The 15,040-nt window shown below is 60.4% G+C and carries 12 protein-coding genes and 1 pseudogene; 7 read left to right on the forward strand and 6 right to left on the reverse strand.

Annotation, left to right across the window (positions count from 1 at the left end; all coding sequences use genetic code 11):
• Window positions 1–389: 389 nt before the first annotated feature.
• Window positions 390–536: a hypothetical protein gene (locus DPM33_RS36525; RefSeq protein WP_167449301.1), complete on the forward strand. Its 147-nt coding sequence runs from the start codon at window positions 390–392 to the stop codon at window positions 534–536.
• A gap of 238 nt (window positions 537–774) precedes the next feature.
• Here DPM33_RS36525 and DPM33_RS33660 read toward each other — a convergent pair.
• The 4 genes and pseudogenes from DPM33_RS33660 to DPM33_RS37260 form a co-directional block, all read right to left on the reverse strand.
• A pseudogene (locus DPM33_RS33660) lies at window positions 775–1,450 on the reverse strand (IS630 family transposase); the annotation flags it as partial.
• A 413-nt stretch (window positions 1,451–1,863) separates the two neighbouring features.
• A complete protein-coding gene (locus DPM33_RS33665; protein WP_112101668.1) occupies window positions 1,864–3,054 on the reverse strand; it encodes an IS91 family transposase in 1,191 nt (396 codons plus the stop codon).
• Between the two features lie 12 nt (window positions 3,055–3,066).
• The gene (locus DPM33_RS33670) at window positions 3,067–3,927 is read right to left on the reverse strand and encodes a tyrosine-type recombinase/integrase (protein WP_112101692.1); all 861 of its coding nucleotides are present in this window, start codon (window positions 3,925–3,927) and stop codon (window positions 3,067–3,069) included.
• 636 nt (window positions 3,928–4,563) lie between these two features.
• Complete coding sequence (locus tag DPM33_RS37260; RefSeq protein WP_112101669.1) at window positions 4,564–4,815, reverse strand: DUF6074 family protein; 252 nt, start codon at window positions 4,813–4,815, stop codon at window positions 4,564–4,566.
• A gap of 1,174 nt (window positions 4,816–5,989) precedes the next feature.
• Between DPM33_RS37260 and DPM33_RS33680 the strand changes: the two genes are divergently transcribed.
• Window positions 5,990–6,832, forward strand: coding sequence for a cell envelope integrity EipB family protein (locus tag DPM33_RS33680; RefSeq protein ID WP_112101670.1), 843 nt, complete (start codon window positions 5,990–5,992; stop codon window positions 6,830–6,832).
• A 46-nt stretch (window positions 6,833–6,878) separates the two neighbouring features.
• On the opposite strand, the gene DPM33_RS33685 is transcribed toward DPM33_RS33680, so the two are convergent.
• A protein-coding gene (locus tag DPM33_RS33685; protein WP_112101671.1) for an IS5 family transposase occupies window positions 6,879–7,687 on the reverse strand; the annotation gives its coding sequence in 2 pieces (ribosomal slippage) (window positions 6,879–7,348 and window positions 7,348–7,687; 810 coding nt in all).
• Window positions 7,688–8,283: 596 nt separating this feature from the next.
• On the opposite strand from DPM33_RS33685, the gene DPM33_RS33690 reads away from it, so the two are divergent.
• From DPM33_RS33690 to DPM33_RS37570, 5 genes are all read left to right on the forward strand, one after another.
• Window positions 8,284–9,501 (forward strand): cytochrome P450, encoded by a 1,218-nt coding sequence (locus DPM33_RS33690; protein WP_112101672.1) that lies wholly within the window; start codon window positions 8,284–8,286, stop codon window positions 9,499–9,501.
• A 47-nt stretch (window positions 9,502–9,548) separates the two neighbouring features.
• Window positions 9,549–9,794 carry a ferredoxin gene (locus tag DPM33_RS33695; protein ID WP_112101673.1) on the forward strand — a complete coding sequence of 82 codons (246 nt, stop codon included), beginning with the start codon at window positions 9,549–9,551 and terminating at the stop codon, window positions 9,792–9,794.
• Window positions 9,795–9,968: 174 nt separating this feature from the next.
• Window positions 9,969–10,613, forward strand: coding sequence for a nuclear transport factor 2 family protein (locus DPM33_RS33700; protein WP_112101674.1), 645 nt, complete (start codon window positions 9,969–9,971; stop codon window positions 10,611–10,613).
• A gap of 308 nt (window positions 10,614–10,921) precedes the next feature.
• On the forward strand, window positions 10,922–12,523 hold the full coding sequence (locus DPM33_RS33705; protein WP_112101675.1) for an SDR family oxidoreductase: 1,602 nt from the start codon (window positions 10,922–10,924) through the stop codon (window positions 12,521–12,523).
• Window positions 12,520–12,651 (forward strand): hypothetical protein, encoded by a 132-nt coding sequence (locus DPM33_RS37570; protein ID WP_281004851.1) that lies wholly within the window; start codon window positions 12,520–12,522, stop codon window positions 12,649–12,651. Before DPM33_RS33705 ends, DPM33_RS37570 begins: the two co-directional genes overlap by 4 nt.
• 867 nt (window positions 12,652–13,518) lie before the next feature.
• Here DPM33_RS37570 and rpoN read toward each other — a convergent pair.
• Window positions 13,519–15,000, reverse strand: coding sequence for an RNA polymerase factor sigma-54 (gene rpoN / locus DPM33_RS33710; protein ID WP_112101676.1), 1,482 nt, complete (start codon window positions 14,998–15,000; stop codon window positions 13,519–13,521).
• Window positions 15,001–15,040: the final 40 nt, after the last annotated feature.

Raw genomic sequence — 15,040 nt, forward strand, 5'->3', positions numbered from 1 at the left:
CGCGAAGGGGCAACTCGCGGCAACCGGCGGTTCTTGTCCCTTGGGCGATATCCCGTCGAGGCGGACTTGCCGTTCGGCGACATCTGCCACTCCGGCTACGACAGTGAACTTCTGGGCCTCGGCCGTGCAGCGGCGCGGCGATCCATAAGAATGCAAGGTATCTGTAACAACAATGTCGTCGTCGAGCGTCCCCGGCGCACCATTGTGCTCCACGCTCAGTACTCTGCTCTTCGCCCGCATATAACCGTAAACCGTTTGGGGACACGGCAAGCGACGCATGCGGCCGCGCTGTCGTTACTTTGATGGTCGGATACCCCTGGATCCGTCACACAGCCGACATCGTGTACGCATATACTGCGGGGGCAACAGTAAGTGTTCGGAGGCGACGCATGACACGTGACCGCGAGCCCACGCTCGACGAAATCTTGAACGAACCGATCATCCGCATGGTTATGGCTGTCGACGGCTACTCCTCGGACGACATCCGCCATCTGATGAGCGAGGCTGGCGCACGGAAGCCAGCCTCGAAATCCTAAAACCCGCCAAGGCCGAGTTGACCTTGCCTCATGAATTTCCCTATCCGAAGAGCATGTCTGCTTGTTGCCAGCTGTCATCGTGACGGCTGGCGACCTGATGGCGATGGGAATGCTGCTATAGGGACCCTGGACGCGCCATCGCCTCCCGTGTGTCTTCGCAACTCGGCAAGACACCGAGGTATTCGATGAAGATGGAGTCGCCGCCTGATGGTAGCCGACTTAAGGCTGCCCAGGTTGTGACGATGTCGCCGGGCTTCAGCACGGTGATGAGCTGCTGCTCGACATAAGCGCGGAAGCATTGGCCGTTGATCGGCCCGTCGAAGACGCAAGGTGCCGCGAGCCGATCCCAGCGCAGCGCGCCGAGGAAGGTCAGCGTGCGCCAGTGGCCGTGCGGAGCCAGGCCGCGCAGCCGCTGGCCCTTCGGCCCCAACCGCGCAGCGGAGCCATGTTGGTCTTGATCCAGGTCTCGTCGATGAAGACCAGGCATTGGGGATCGAGGCCGGCCTGCCAGGATCGCCATCGCTGGCGCCTGCGGGCAATATCGGCGCGTGCCTGTTCAAGGGCGAACAGCTTTTTTTGAAGCTTAGCCCCTCTCGGCGCAGGAACTGCCACACCGCATTGTGCGAGACCTTGACCCCGCGCGCGGCCAACTCGTCCTTCAGCCGATGCAGCGACAGATCAGAGGTCTGGTTGATCCGCTCCACGATGAAGGCCCGATGCGGTTCCAGAACCCGCTTACGGTGGCCACCCATCTTGCCCGGCGCCACCGAGTCGGTTGCCTGATGGCGCTGCAACAACTTCACGGCTGTCGAATTTGCAATACCGAACCGTTTGGCGGCCGACCGGCGGCTCTCGCCACTCAAAACCGCCCTAACAACCCGCTCGCGTAAATCATCGGAAAGAGGTCGAACCATCAGACGCTGGCCTCCTATCCAGCCAGCATCTTGAATCACAAATCAGACCGAGCGGGAATCTGGAGGCTTCTGTGAGGTCCGTCGGCGCGACGGAGCGAGCCGGCTGATTGTCGGACCTCATTGCAAGCCGGATTGAGCGAAGCTGCGGGTCGGTCTGGCGCTATGGGGATTGTAGCCCTGAGGAGCGGTGGGATTGTTTTTGCCAGGCCGATGAACGGCGTTCGCGGTTCGACCACAGCGATGGACAGCATGGCGGGAGGCAAAACCGTGATGACGTGAATCGTCAGACAGGCAGCAGTGGCCTCTATCGCCGGGCTGGCTGCTTGCTGCTTTGTGCGGTGGGACAAAGGTTTGGGTGCCGGCGCGCATGGCGACGGGTGCCGAACCAGATGATGTGGACGCACCCGGCGTGATCATGAGGTGTCATTCCAGAAGGGGTTCGGCGGCGCCTGCCCGCATCGCCAGGTGGCGAGCGTGATCATCGCCCCTCCGCAGCATGGGCAGCGATGCGTCAACGCCAGGCGCGCGGCGGCGACAGCGGCGCTTTCGGCACTCGGTTTGAGATTGTTCTGCTGCTGGCTGGCCAGCAGTCGGCGGCACAGGCCGAGCTTGGGGGCGCGATGACCGTTGGCGAGGAAGCCGTAGTGGCGGATGCGGTGGAAGCCGTCGGGTAGCGTGTGCAGGAGGAAGCGGCGGATGAACTCATGGGCATCGAGCGTCATGACCTTCGTCCTGCCGCCATGACGATAATCCCGCCAGCGGAACGCGACGCGATCGTCGTCCATGCCGACCAGCCGGGAATTGGCGATGGCGACGCGGTGGGTGTAGCGGCCGAGATAGGAAAGCACCTGTTCCGGCCCACCGAAAGGTGGCTTGGCGTAGACCACCCAGTCGAGGTGGCGCACCTTGGCCAACAGGCGGGTGAAGGCGGCTGGCTCGGTCAAGCCGGCGAGATCACCGAAGAACTTGAGGATGCCCGCGTCGAAGCTCGTCCGCAATGCCTCCAGAAAGAGACGGCGGAACAGGCGCGACAGTACGCGCACGGGCAAAAAGAAGCCCGGCCTGCACGACATCCAGCGTGTGCAGTCGGACGAGATGCCGCCGCCCTGTACGATGCAATGCAAGTGGGGATGGTAGGTGAGCGTCTGGCCCCAGCTGTGCAGTACAGCGATGAGGCCGATCTCGGCGCCGAGATGCCTGGGATCGGCGGCGATTGTGCGCAGCGTCTCGGCCGCCGCCTTGAACAAGATCGTGTAGAGTACCGTCTTGTTCTGGAAGGCGATCGCGGCGACCTCGGCCGGCAGCGTGAACACCACGTGGAAGTAGGGCACCGGCAGAAGCTCGGCCTGCCGCGCGGCGAGCCAGTCCCGGCAGGCCTTCCCCTGACATTTGGGGCAGTGCCTGTTGCGGCAGGAATTATAGGCCACGCGGATTGTCCCGCAGGATCGGCAACCCTCGACATGGCCGCCCAGTTCGGCGGTCCGGCATAGCTCGATCGCGCTCATCACGCGGCGCTCGACCCGCCCGAGATGGCCGTCATGAACCTGCCGATACGCCCCGCCATGGCGGCGGAAGATATCCGCCACCTCCAGTCTCGCCGGCATGGGCGGGACCGGTCAGCCCGGCGGCACGACCTCGACGTTCAGCCGGTCGAGCGGGCTCGTCGTGCGCCGGATTAGGCCGTTCGAGACCCTGGTGTAGCGCGCCGTGCTCGACAGGTTGTTGTGGCCAAGCAGCACCTGGATGATGCGGATGTCGGTGCCGTTCTCCAGAAGATGCGTGGCGAAGCTGTGCCTGAGCGTGTGGACCGTCACCCGCTTGTCGATGCCGGCGGCCACACGCGCCGAGCGACAGGCCGAATACAACACCTGCACATCGATATGACGATCGGCGCCGCGCCCGGGAAACAGCCAGTCCTGCGGCTTCGCCAGCCGCCAGTAAATCCGCAGGATGCGCAGAAGCTGCGCCGACAGCATCACGGTGCGGTCCTTGCCGCCCTTGCCGTGCTCGACCCGAATGACACCGCGCTCGCTATCGATGTCGCCGACCTTTAGGTCGACGGTCTCCGAGGCGCGAAGGCCAGCAGCGTAGGCTGTCGTCAGGGCCGTGCGCGTCTTCAGGCTCGGGACCGCTTCCAGGAACCTGACCACCTCGTCGGCGCTCAACACCACTGGCAGCGTGCGGGGCAAGCGGGCGTAGGCAATGCGCTCCGGGATCTCGGCATGGCCCAACGTCACGCCGTAGAAGAACCGCAGTGCGCACACCGTCTGGTTCAGCGCCGGCCACGAAATCCCCGTTGAGACCAAATGCACCTGGAAGGCGCGCACGTCCTCAAGGCCAAGCCGGTCAGGGGAGCGGCCAAAGTAGCGCGAAAACTTCGCCACCGCATGCACGTAGGATCGCTGGGTGGCCGGCGACAGATTGCGGATCGTCATGTCCTCGATCATGCGCCGGCGAAGAGGGCTCAACTCGACCATCTCATTGCTCCTGTTCTCGAGATTGCGCTTCAACAGTCGCAATCCTTCAAAACAGAAGCGTCACCCGCAAACCGATCCGCCAAATGCCGCGTCAGCGGCTTCGTTCAATCCCTTCCGATTCAATCAACCTATGAAACGCTCTAAAGGGGCTGAGCGAGTGCAATAGCTGCCTTGGCGGCTGCAAATTGGTGATTGGGATGCCAGCGCCACTGCAGCGAGCCAGACATTCCACAAATACCGCTCGTCCGGGATCAGCCCGCAATTGCATTAGCCTCAGGCCTTATATTGACTCTGCATCGCCACGTTGCGATGCCTTGAAGGAGGACTGCATTTCTGTCGTTGGGACTAACGCGAGGCTCGAAGTCGCGTAGAAGCGGCCTGGAATTCAAACTTCCGGCTCATTGTTTTAACGGGTTCAGCTCGTGGAAAAGCTCGCGCGGTGAACGTCGGCCTACCATGAATGGATTTCCGCATCGTCTAACTTAATTTGACCTATTACGGTCAGAGACAGTGAGGGCGAACCGACTCACCCGAGAACACATCGGCCGCACAATTTCGATGATCGTGCACCGAGAACGTATACAGTAGTGCTACCGTTCGAAGTTCGAAGCCTCGGACGTCTCTCATGAGCCGATGCTATTGCGAGAGTTTCAAAGCACTGCGGGTGCCTATCTCGGCTAAGACAGCATTAAAAAGCGTGCGAACTTCCTGTTCGGCCGAGCCGGGTGCAATTCCTGATTTGGATAGCTGAACGAGAATTGTCTTCACGGTGCTACGCCAAAAAGCACTCGCGTCCTCGGCGTTCTTGGATTGCAAAACCCGGGCGATGCCTTCGACTAATTTCCGCCGCCGATCCAGCGGAAAAACGGTTATGTGTGAATCACACATCAATCACCTCGCCGCTTCAATCTCGCGAATAAGCTCTGGCGGGTCAGAAAATTTGGTTAACAACGTTTTGTTGAAGTGGTCAGCAATTGAATAAAGCAGGCTGGTGGGACGATGTCGTGTTTCCCACTGTAGCGGCGGTATGGGCGAGCCCATTGGCGATGACGAGCCGTGGGGGTCGCGCAGGGACGGATCTGGGCGGGTAGGCTCTTGGAGTAATCAGAACCAGGTAAACCACCATATCACGCTATGGCTGCCAATTTCCGGCGACACATTCCCAGACGCCGATCTTCGGGCGAATCGACGCCCATTTATTTGACGCGCTGGGAGCGCTTAGACACCCCGGTTCTTTTGGAGCTGTCTATGAAGGATTTCTCGCATTCGCGAGGCCGCTTGAGCGCTATGTTAGAGCGGACGCTTGGCGGCGGCTTCTGGACTAGCGGTTGATGAAATCCAAAGACATTGAGGCGGTCGAGGTACGACAAGAGATAGAAGAAGCATAGCAAGATCGGTCTGCCGGCCGCGGAATTCTGGAATTGACCCGGGCATATTGCGGGCGATCGTATCTGCAGATGGGCCAAATATCGCCAGCTTGTGATGCGTAAATTGCGACAAGCAGTCGAAACCGCTGAGACGTGCTTTCAATCAGATGGAGGAATATTGTGGGCGCTGCCAAGATCGACCGGCCGTCCGCGAGAAAATGGCCGGCCCACGATCCCGCGCGGCCTACAATTTTTTTCCCCAAAACCAGATCCCGTTTGCCACCGCTCGGCCTTGCCAGAGACTGCCAGCTGCGTGTGGTGACTGTCCCCAGAGTCATGTTGAAACGGAATGCGAGGGAAAAGGAGCCAAGTTGGTCTATTTTCCTAATTAACCTGCATCGTCGGCGGCTAGAACTCGCCAGGACAAAGGGCCAATGAGGCACCAATGATGAGACAGCATGAAGCGGACGTTAAATTGGCATAACAAAACATTTACAAAGATTTTAACGCTGCGCTTGGTACATGAGTTATACCCAACCTGAAATCGCTGTCGGTTTTCGTTTTGTCTCGCGCTTGCTTTCCATATGCTAACAGGCGCCGCGTTGGCGGGTTCCATTCCTCCCTTCCGCCTCGACCTTTCAACTGGTCCATCTTTCCCTGCGGCCCGCCATCCGCCGCGACGATCGGAGCACTTTATGCGCGCGACGCGCCTTTCTCTTTCCGCCGTCCTGTTGTCGACGGCCATTTCGATGGCTCCGGCCTTTGCTGTGCCAGCGCTGCAGGCGCATCGCGCCGTCTACGATCTCAGCCTCAACAAGGCGTCCGACCGATCGGGCATCACAGGCATTTTGGGCCGCATGGTGTATGAGTTCAACGGCTCTCCTTGCGAGGGCTATACGGTGAGGGTCCGGTTTATCATCCAGGTCGTCGCCAAAGATAACACCACGCTGATCGACCACCAGACGACAACGTTCGAAGACGCTGAGGGCAAGACCTTTTCTTTTCTGACGAAGTCCTTCGTTGATCAGAACCTCGACAAGGAGGTCGAGGGCATGGCGACGAGAGGGCCCAAAGGACTCAAGGTCGACATCGACAAGCCTTTGAAAAGCACGCTTGAGCTCGGCGCCACGAGGTTCCCCACCAGTCATCTTGTCGAGATGATCGACAAGGCCGAAAAAGGCGAAAACTTCTACCAGAGCAATCTTTTCGACGGCTCCGAGGATGCCAACAAAGTGGTGACGACCGCGGTTGTTCTCGGGGAGAAGACCGACCCCGACAAGTCGGACCCGGAGGCGCCAGCGCTCGCCAAGCTCGCAACCGACAAATACTGGCCGGTCGACATCGCCTATTTCGACGATGCCGGCAAAGGCGGCTCGGACGTGCCGGAGTATCGGGTCAGCTTCAAACTGCACGAAAACGGTATTACGCGCGATCTCGTCATGGACTATGGGGGCTTCTCGATGACCGGCAAGCTGGTGAACCTGTCGCTGTTCGACCAGACCAAGCCTTGCCCAGCCTCAAAAGTAGCGCCGGATTAACCGCGTAGCCGGACGCTCAAGCGGCCCGAGTTGAGGCGCCGCAATGCTACCCAGCTTCCTTTGAAGGCATTTCGGGGGATAGGCTTAGGGTCCGGACCCACAACCAATAGCTGACGGTCGCGGCGATGCAGACAGCGGAAAGGAAGTTGACGGCAAGACGATCGTATCTCGTGGCTATCCTTCGGAAGTCCTTGAGACGGCAGAACATGCGTTCGATGGCGTTGCGGTCGCGGTAGAGCACGGGTGAGAAGCAGTTTTTCCAGCGCCGGTTGGCCTTAGGCGGGATATTCGGCAGTGTACCGCTGGCCTCGACCTGGCGTCGGATCGCATCTGAATCGTAGCCCTTGTCGGCATGCAGGATGCGGGTGTCCGGCAGCCGTTTCAGAAGTTCGCCTCCCGCCGTGCAGTCAGCGACCTGGCCGCCGGTGAGCATGAAGGCGATGGGGCGGCAATACCGGTCGGTCAGGGCGTGAATTTTGGTCGTGCGACCGCCGCGCGAGCGACCGATGGACTGATTGTGCTCCCCCCTTTACCACCCGAAGCCGAGCGATGCGCCTTCACGGCGGATGAGTCGATCAGCACCTGCTCGGGCGGACCACCGGCCCTGGCGAGCGCGTGGAAGAGATCACTCCACACGCCCCTGACAGCCCAGCGAACATACCGGTTGTAGAGCGTCTTGCGCGGCCCATATTCCGGCGGCGCGTCGGCCCAGCGCCCGCCAGATTTCAGAACATGAACGATGCCGCTGATCACGCGCCGATCGTCTACCCGCTCCTTGCCGCGCGTGTCGGTCGGCAGATGAGCTTCAATGCGGCGAAATTGCTCCTGCGTTAGCCAAAAATGGTTCCGATTCATCACGTCTCCCCTTCAGAAGCCGTGAATCACAAATCACGTCGTCGGCCCGACCGCTGCGCACGATCGTGTGCCGCCACCGCCCCCAGGCGATCAGGCAATGGCTAAATAAGTTGCGGCAGGAGTCAAGGCTGAACAGCCCCGTGTAGCAGACCCGACAAACCGACCGTAGATGTCGGTTGTCAGACGTTGGTCCTAACGATGATGGAACGGTGATTAAAGCGACGGCGGCTCAGCGCAGGCTGGGCACCGCTCGGTACAGCACGATCGGTGCGCCATGCGGCACGCTACTTGCTTAGATGATTTTATCAGCGGAGCGTCACCAGTGCGTCGCCGAGCGCAGCATTGATCGACCAGTCTCTCCACTTAACAGGGATAAGCAGCGGCTATGCTTTAGAGACCGAAGCACGAAGGAGTGCCCCTGCTGCTTGAACTTGCGACTGCTCTCTTTGCGCGCTGGTGCGCAGGTCGGGTGCATCGGGCAACACAATCGTAAAGCACCTGAGCCGAGACTTAGCTGGCGCTAGCCATCGACCTTATGACTGGCCGGCGATCTCAATCGAGCGCATGAACGCCTGACGTTCAGGAGAAGAAGCCAAATGGCTACAAGCCCGGTTCCAGACCATGTGCCGCCCGAAATGGTGAGGGACTTCAGCCTGTTTACTTCGCCCGGCATGTCACCGACTCCCAACGGGGATCCCCACGCAGCAGTCGCTTGCGTCCATGCCGGCCCGCCTATCTTTTATTCACCCCTCAACACACGCGACGGGAAGGGTACCTGGGTGATTACCCGCGCAAGCGACCAGCGCCGGGTGCTGCAGGACGCCGAAACTTTTTCCAGCCATCGCAGCATCTTTGCCTCCGCGCTGGGCGAAAGCTGGCCGATGATCCCACTTGAACTCGATCCTCCGGCCCATGGCGCCTTTCGCTCCCTGCTCAATCCACTGCTTTCGCCTAAACGGGTGGCGGCATTAGAGCCGGCTGTCCGCGCGCGGGCAATCAGGCTCATCGACGGGATCGCCGCATCGGGCACAAGCTGCGACGTCATGAAGGATTTCGCATTTCCGTTCTCGGTAAACGTCTTCCTTCATCTCCTTGGGCTGCCGGATGACCGAATCGACACATTTGTCGGATGGGGGAGAGATCTGCTCCACGGCGACGATGTGAAACGGCCGGCCGCGGCCCGGACGATCGTATCGTTCATTGATGAACTTGCAACCGCCCGCCGCAAGGACCTGGTTGATGATTTCATGACCTTCGTCGTGCAGGGGCAGGTCGAGGGCCGCCGCCTGACGAAACAGGAAGTACGCGGCGTCGGCGTTCTTGTTTTTGTTGCCGGCCTAGACACTGTTGCGGCAGCCATAGGCTTTGACCTGGCCTATCTCGCACGCAACCTCAAGGATCAGGAATTGCTGCGCGGCGAACCAGGCCGGATCGTGGCCGCGGCCGAAGAATTGCTGCGCGCCTATCCGACCGTTCAGTTGATCCGCGTGGTAACGAAAGATATCGACTTGGAAGGCGCGCCGATCCGCAAGGGAGATTATGTCTCCTGCGCCACGATGATCGCCAACCGCGACCCGGCGGAATTCGAATGCCCCAACACGGTCGATCTGGGGCGAGAGGACAACCGCCACGCCGCCTTTGGCTATGGTCCTCACCGTTGCCTTGGCTCACACCTTGCCCGGCGCGAGATCGTCATTGGCCTGGAGGAGTGGCTGGCGCGCATCCCCGCCTTCCGGATCAAAAAGGGTACGGCACCCATCACCTCTGGCGGCCATGTGTTCGGGATCGAAAATCTGATTCTAGACTGGTCCTGACCAAGCCCCGCCTCGAGCCGAGGTGCAACGACAATGGAGGCATCGCCATGCGCATCATCGTCCAAAATGCCAAATGCCAGGGTCACGCGCGATGCGCGGCGCTCGCGCCACACATCTTCAAGCTCGATGACGCCGGTTACATCCTACCCGGTAACATCGAAGTTGCGGAAGGGGAGGGACTGACTGCATCGCGAGGCGCGCGATCCTGTCCCGAACGTGCACTTAAATGCGACCGTGACCCTGCAGCACGAGTTGAACCGGACGTCATTCCACCGAGAGTCCGGCGGGCATGAAAGGGATCGACCAAGTGGCCCATACGGGAACGGAGGCACGCCCCTCCTGTTCCACCACCGCCCTCGTCCAACTGCGCAGGGGCATCCGCGGCATCGAGATGTCCCAGGATGCGCAAACGCCAAGGTGCGGTTCGCGAAACACTTCTTCCGATCACAGAATTTGTGGCAGAGCCGATGGAACAGACGAAAATTGACCAACTAATCGACCGTGAGGCGATCCGCGACTGCCTCTATCAGTACTGCCGCGGGATCGACCGCGCCGATGAAGCGGCGCTACGCAGCGCGTACTGGCCCGATGCGCATGACAATCACGGAGCCTATTGCGGTCCTGCAGAGGGGTTCATCGAGTTTGCACTCGGTGTCTTCAAGACCGGACCGCGTAACATCCACCAAGTCACCAACATCCTGATCGAATTCCTCAACTCGGCAGAGGCTGCGGTCGAGAGCTATTTTACCGCTCTGCAACGCGCACCGGACATAGACGGAGACGTACGCCAGACGCTTCTGTGCGGCCGTTACTGCGATCTGTTTCACAAGAGGGAAGGGGAGTGGCGGATTGCCGAACGGACGGTAGTCTTCGATTGGATAGAGGAGCAGATCCCAGCAGCGATCGTTGAGGCAGAACGGTTCGGCCCGCGACGTCCGATCGGAGCACCGCATCCGGATGATCCGGTCTACAGGCTCGGAAAGCGTCGCATACCTTCTCGCCATGACTCTTCGGAGGCTTCGAACGAGACAGCCGCATCGGCCGAGGCGACTCAAGAAGGCCATGACAACTTTGCGATGCCACAGCGATCCCGGCGAAAGACTGCCCGGTGAAGATGCGCCAAATTGGATTGCCTATCTGCCCGCGACGGCGTGAGCGATCGGGTCTGTCCCACGAGCCCGCCGGCGAAACTGGTTGTGCCCAGATGTACGCACCGATCATCCAGGCAAGCTCCTGTCCTTGGCCGGTTCCTCAGCAGCCTCGGCTACCAAATCGGAAGTTGGTCCGCCGCCGGATCGCTGCGGCGTCTTTCCGGTTCCGCAACTGGCCAGCGCCAGGACGCGCTGCTTTAACGCGACGCATCTTTTGCCGCTCAAATTGATGGCCTGAAATCGCGGAAGGGAGCGCAGGAGAACTCCTCATCGTGCAGGCAGGACGCATTATCATCATTACGGGCGCCGCGGGTGGGATCGGCCGTGCGCTGGTCGAAGTTCTTGCCAGGGATGGAGACACTGTCATTGCGGTAGACCTTCCTGGCAGTGGCGTCGTTGAACTCGCCCGTGGTCTCGGCCACCCGCATATCGGCCTCGAGTGCGACGTCTCGCGCGAGGAGGACGTGCTCGCGCTTTACGGTCGGGTCGAAGCACAGTTCGCCCAGATCAGCGTCCTCATCAACAACGCCGCGATGGGACCCACCATGGCTGCGAGCGTCGACACTGGTGTCGAAGCCTTCCGCCTGGCCCTGGCAGTAAACTTAATTGGACCGTTTGTCATGGCCCGCGAAGCGGCGAAGCTCATGAGGCCGGGCGGCGCCATCGTCAACGTCGCTTCGATTGCGGGCGTCGTAGGCAATCCCAAGCGCAACGCCTACGCGGCCTCAAAAGCGGGCCTGATCTCGTTGACGAAGTCGCTTGCATGCGAGTTGGCTTCTCGCGGCATTCGCGTGACAGCGGTAGCGCCCGGCTACGTGCGCACGCCGATGGTGGCAGAACTGGACCGGGCGGGCAAAGTGGACCTAGCGGCCGTGCGCCGCCGCGTGCCGCTGGGGCGTTTGGCGCGCCCGGACGAGATCGCCTTCGCCGTGCGGTTTCTGACCAGCTCGCAGGCGCGCTACATCACCGGTTCAGTGCTGGCAGTCGACGGAGGCTGGATGTCATTCAACCAGCCGGGGGATGCGTACCCGCCGGTGGATGGGACACCTCAAGCCGAACGCTGTTGTCCGGCCGAACACACCGATGCGCGAATCGTGCTCGTCACCGGCGGCGCGAACGGCATAGGCGCAGCCGTCGTTCGCCGCTTTGCAGCAAACGGCGATACCGTTGTGATTGCGGATAGGGATGGCGCTGCAGCGGCAGAGCTCGCTGTGTGGCTCCGCGGCAAGAACCCGGCCAAATGCGTGGATGTGGCCGTCGAGAGCGAGGTGGTAGCTCTATTCGAGGAACTGCGGGCGCGCTTCGGGCGCATTGATGTGCTCGTCAACGGTGCTGCTGCCGCCGACACTTTGTTGTTGGGGATCGAACAATTACCGGAACACATCCAACACGTCCTGGATGTCAATCTTACCGGGGCTTTCACCTGCGCTCGCGAAGCGATCAAGGCGATGCGCGCTGGCGGCGTGATCCTCAACATCGGATCGATCAACAGTTTTCTGCCTTTCGCGCCGCGCCATGCTTATGGTGCCTCCCAGGCGGGGCTGGACATTCTGACCCGATGCCTGGCGGCCGAACTCGGGCCGGTCGGCATACGGACGGCCACCGTCGCTCCTGGCTTCATTTCCACGCCTGGCGTTGCTCAGTTGGCGAAGGTCGGCCGCATCAACATGAAAACGATCGCGCGACGCATCCCGATGGGCAGGCTGGGACAACCAAAAGACATCGCTGACGCAGCCTTCTTCCTGGCCTCGCCCTCCGCCTCATACGTGAACGGCTCCATCCTGTACGTGGACGGCGGCTGGACCTCATTCGGTGATGCGGGAAACGCCAGCGAACTGGATAACGGGTATTTTGCGGAGGCCGCCTGTTGATCGTCGACTTTTCGCCAGCCGACGGGCTGCGGCTCATCGAAGCCGAGTTCGTCCAAGGGTTCAAGGTCCGGTTGGCAGTCGCGGGGCGGCTAGCTGCGCAACATTTTTGCATGCATCTGATCTTTTGAGCCAATCATTTCCCGTCGCCCCGCTCGGCGCAAAATCTTGCGCGCATTCCTTGGATAAACGGCTGCTCATGTCCGGAGGAAGGCAAACGCAGCGTCGCAAGGATCAAGAACGGCATCTCGTTGGACTGAGGGCACGTTCGTCAGTAGTATGAGGCGGCTAACCTTGACCGCCATCGAGCCGTAGGTGCGCCTTTCCCGGGCACGTTCCACAGCAGTAGGGAATGTTCATCTCCTGGTCGCGGTGCGCTGGGCTCGACTCGGCTCGGGTCGAGACCTTCTCGTTTCGGAAGCAGCACAAGTATGTGAGAGAACGAACAAACGGATCGCCGGGACCGAGGTCCCTTATGCAAGAGCTACGCGGCTCTCACTGGTGTCATCGGACGATGCGGCGTTCGAGCGCGCGATACGATCCGAACCCTGATGACTACTTGTAGATCGGTCGCTCGGTCGCTACGGCGCTTTTGAGGGCGCGCTCCCTCGCTCCCTAGCGTCTCGGCCCTTGCTCGACATGCGGCGGGCTGGAGCAAAGACGATTGGAAGCTTTTAGGATCGGCTAAGACGAATTTTTGATCGGCCCTTCAGCCAACACGCAGTAGCCCTGCCCTCCGCGTTTTTCGGGCGTTTCTCTAGGCTACCTCCGTTGAGGAGGGCTTACTGTCTGTGCATTTAGTCTCGGCTCACGCCGCGGGTCCCGCTGCCGTCACACGGACGAGAAACTGCCGTGACTGACCGAGCTTCAACAGGCCGGTTGGGGACGCGAAGAAGCGGCCATAGTCATTCGAGTGATGGACTCGCTCGTTTTGGCCGCAAGCGGCTCGGAGGAAAGCAAACGCAGCCTCGCAAGGATCAAGAACGGATCGCGTTGGACTAAGAGCCGCGTTCGTCAGCGATATGAGGCTGCCAAGCTTGATCGCCTTTGAGCTGTAGGCGCTTTTCCCGGCGCCGGTGCACGGAGGAGGGGATGTTCATCGCCTCGCGATATTTTGTGACCGTGCGGCGCGCGACAATGATGCCGCTTTCCTTCAACTGGACGGCGATGTCGTCGTCGGAAAGCACGCGACCGGTCGATTCTTGAGCAATTATCGCTTTGATCCGATGGCGGACAGCTTCGGCGGAGTGCGCGTCGCCGCCTTGGCAGGAGGCAATCGCAACAGTGAAAAAATACTTCAGTTCCAACACCCCGCGTGGTGTAAGCATATACTTGTTCGAGGTCACCCGGCTCACCGTCGACTCATGCACATTGATCGCCTCAGCGACAGTCCTGAGATTGAGTGGTCGCAGGTGGGCGACGCCGTGTTCAAAAAAGGCATCCTGTTGGCGCACGATTTCAGCCGCAACCTTAAGAATGGTCTTGGCGCGCTGATCGAGGCTGCGGATTAGCCAGTTCGCGTTTTGCAGACATTCGTTCAGAAATGCCTGATCTTTAGAGTTCTGGCCGGTGTGTCGCGAAACTTCTGCGAAATAGGTTTGGTTGATCAAAACCTTGGGCAATGCGTCCGGGTCAAGTTCGATCTGCCATCCACCTCCGGGCGAGGGCGTGACCCAGACGTCGGGTATGATGGATTCGGGCGCTCCGGATTGGAACCGGTTTCCAGGCTTGGGGTCGAGCGCACGGATTTCATGCAACATCTCGAGAAGGTCGTCCTCATCAACGCAGCAATACTGCTTCAACGCCTGAAAATCGCGTCTGGCAACCATCTCAAGGTTCGCAACCAGAGCGGCAATGGCCGGGTCGAACCGATCTCGCTGACGCAACTGGATCTCGAGACATTCGCTCAGAGTACGAGCAAAAATTCCCGGTGGATCAAACTGCTGCAGGGTTGCGAGAACCCGTTCCACATCCGTCTCGCGGGCGTTCAGTCTGCCGGCCAGTTCCAAAAGGTCCACCCGAAGATAGCCCGTATCTTCCAGATTAGCTGCTAGCTCTCCGGCAATCAGCCTCTCCTGTGGTGTGAATGCAGTGAGCGCGATCTGACCAGCGACGTGGTCGTGCAATGTTTCGGTGCAGGCGGCAAACTCGGCCACGGCAGGGCGACTGTCCGCAGGGATGTTCGTCGTATTGCGCAGCGATTTCCATTCCCCCAGTCGCTCGGCGGCCGCCGTGATCGTCGGCCTATCGATGTCTTTTTCGCGTGCGCCGGTGGACTGGTCTACCGAAATCGCCGCGTCGCCAAGAGCCTCACCGTCGTTTGAAGCTGGCTCCAAAAGCGGATTTTTCTCGAGTTCCTGCTCCACGAATTGATGCAGTTCGGCGCGCGCCAGTTGCAACAGGCGCATCGACTCAATGAGCTGAGGCGATGCCACCATTGATTGGTTCTGGCGTTGAACCAGCCTTGCCGAGGACAGCATGTTGATCGCGAAACTCCGATCGAGGAAGCTCTTGGCCGTG

Source organism: Mesorhizobium hawassense, from assembly GCF_003289945.1.
Lineage (GTDB): Bacteria > Pseudomonadota > Alphaproteobacteria > Rhizobiales > Rhizobiaceae > Mesorhizobium > Mesorhizobium hawassense.

Bases quoted from the DNA above. Each gene is read 5' to 3' on its own strand.
- DPM33_RS36525 (WP_167449301.1), top strand. From the start codon at position 390: ATGACACGTGACCGCGAGCCCACGCTCGACGAAATCTTGAACGAACCG.
- DPM33_RS33665 (WP_112101668.1), bottom strand. From the start codon at position 3,054: ATGCCGGCGAGACTGGAGGTGGCGGATATCTTCCGCCGCCATGGCGGG.
- DPM33_RS33670 (WP_112101692.1), bottom strand. From the start codon at position 3,927: ATGGTCGAGTTGAGCCCTCTTCGCCGGCGCATGATCGAGGACATGACG.
- DPM33_RS37260 (WP_112101669.1), bottom strand. From the start codon at position 4,815: ATGTGTGATTCACACATAACCGTTTTTCCGCTGGATCGGCGGCGGAAA.
- DPM33_RS33680 (WP_112101670.1), top strand. From the start codon at position 5,990: ATGCGCGCGACGCGCCTTTCTCTTTCCGCCGTCCTGTTGTCGACGGCC.
- DPM33_RS33690 (WP_112101672.1), top strand. From the start codon at position 8,284: ATGGCTACAAGCCCGGTTCCAGACCATGTGCCGCCCGAAATGGTGAGG.
- DPM33_RS33695 (WP_112101673.1), top strand. From the start codon at position 9,549: ATGCGCATCATCGTCCAAAATGCCAAATGCCAGGGTCACGCGCGATGC.
- DPM33_RS33700 (WP_112101674.1), top strand. From the start codon at position 9,969: ATGGAACAGACGAAAATTGACCAACTAATCGACCGTGAGGCGATCCGC.
- rpoN (WP_112101676.1), bottom strand. From the start codon at position 15,000: ATGCTGTCCTCGGCAAGGCTGGTTCAACGCCAGAACCAATCAATGGTG.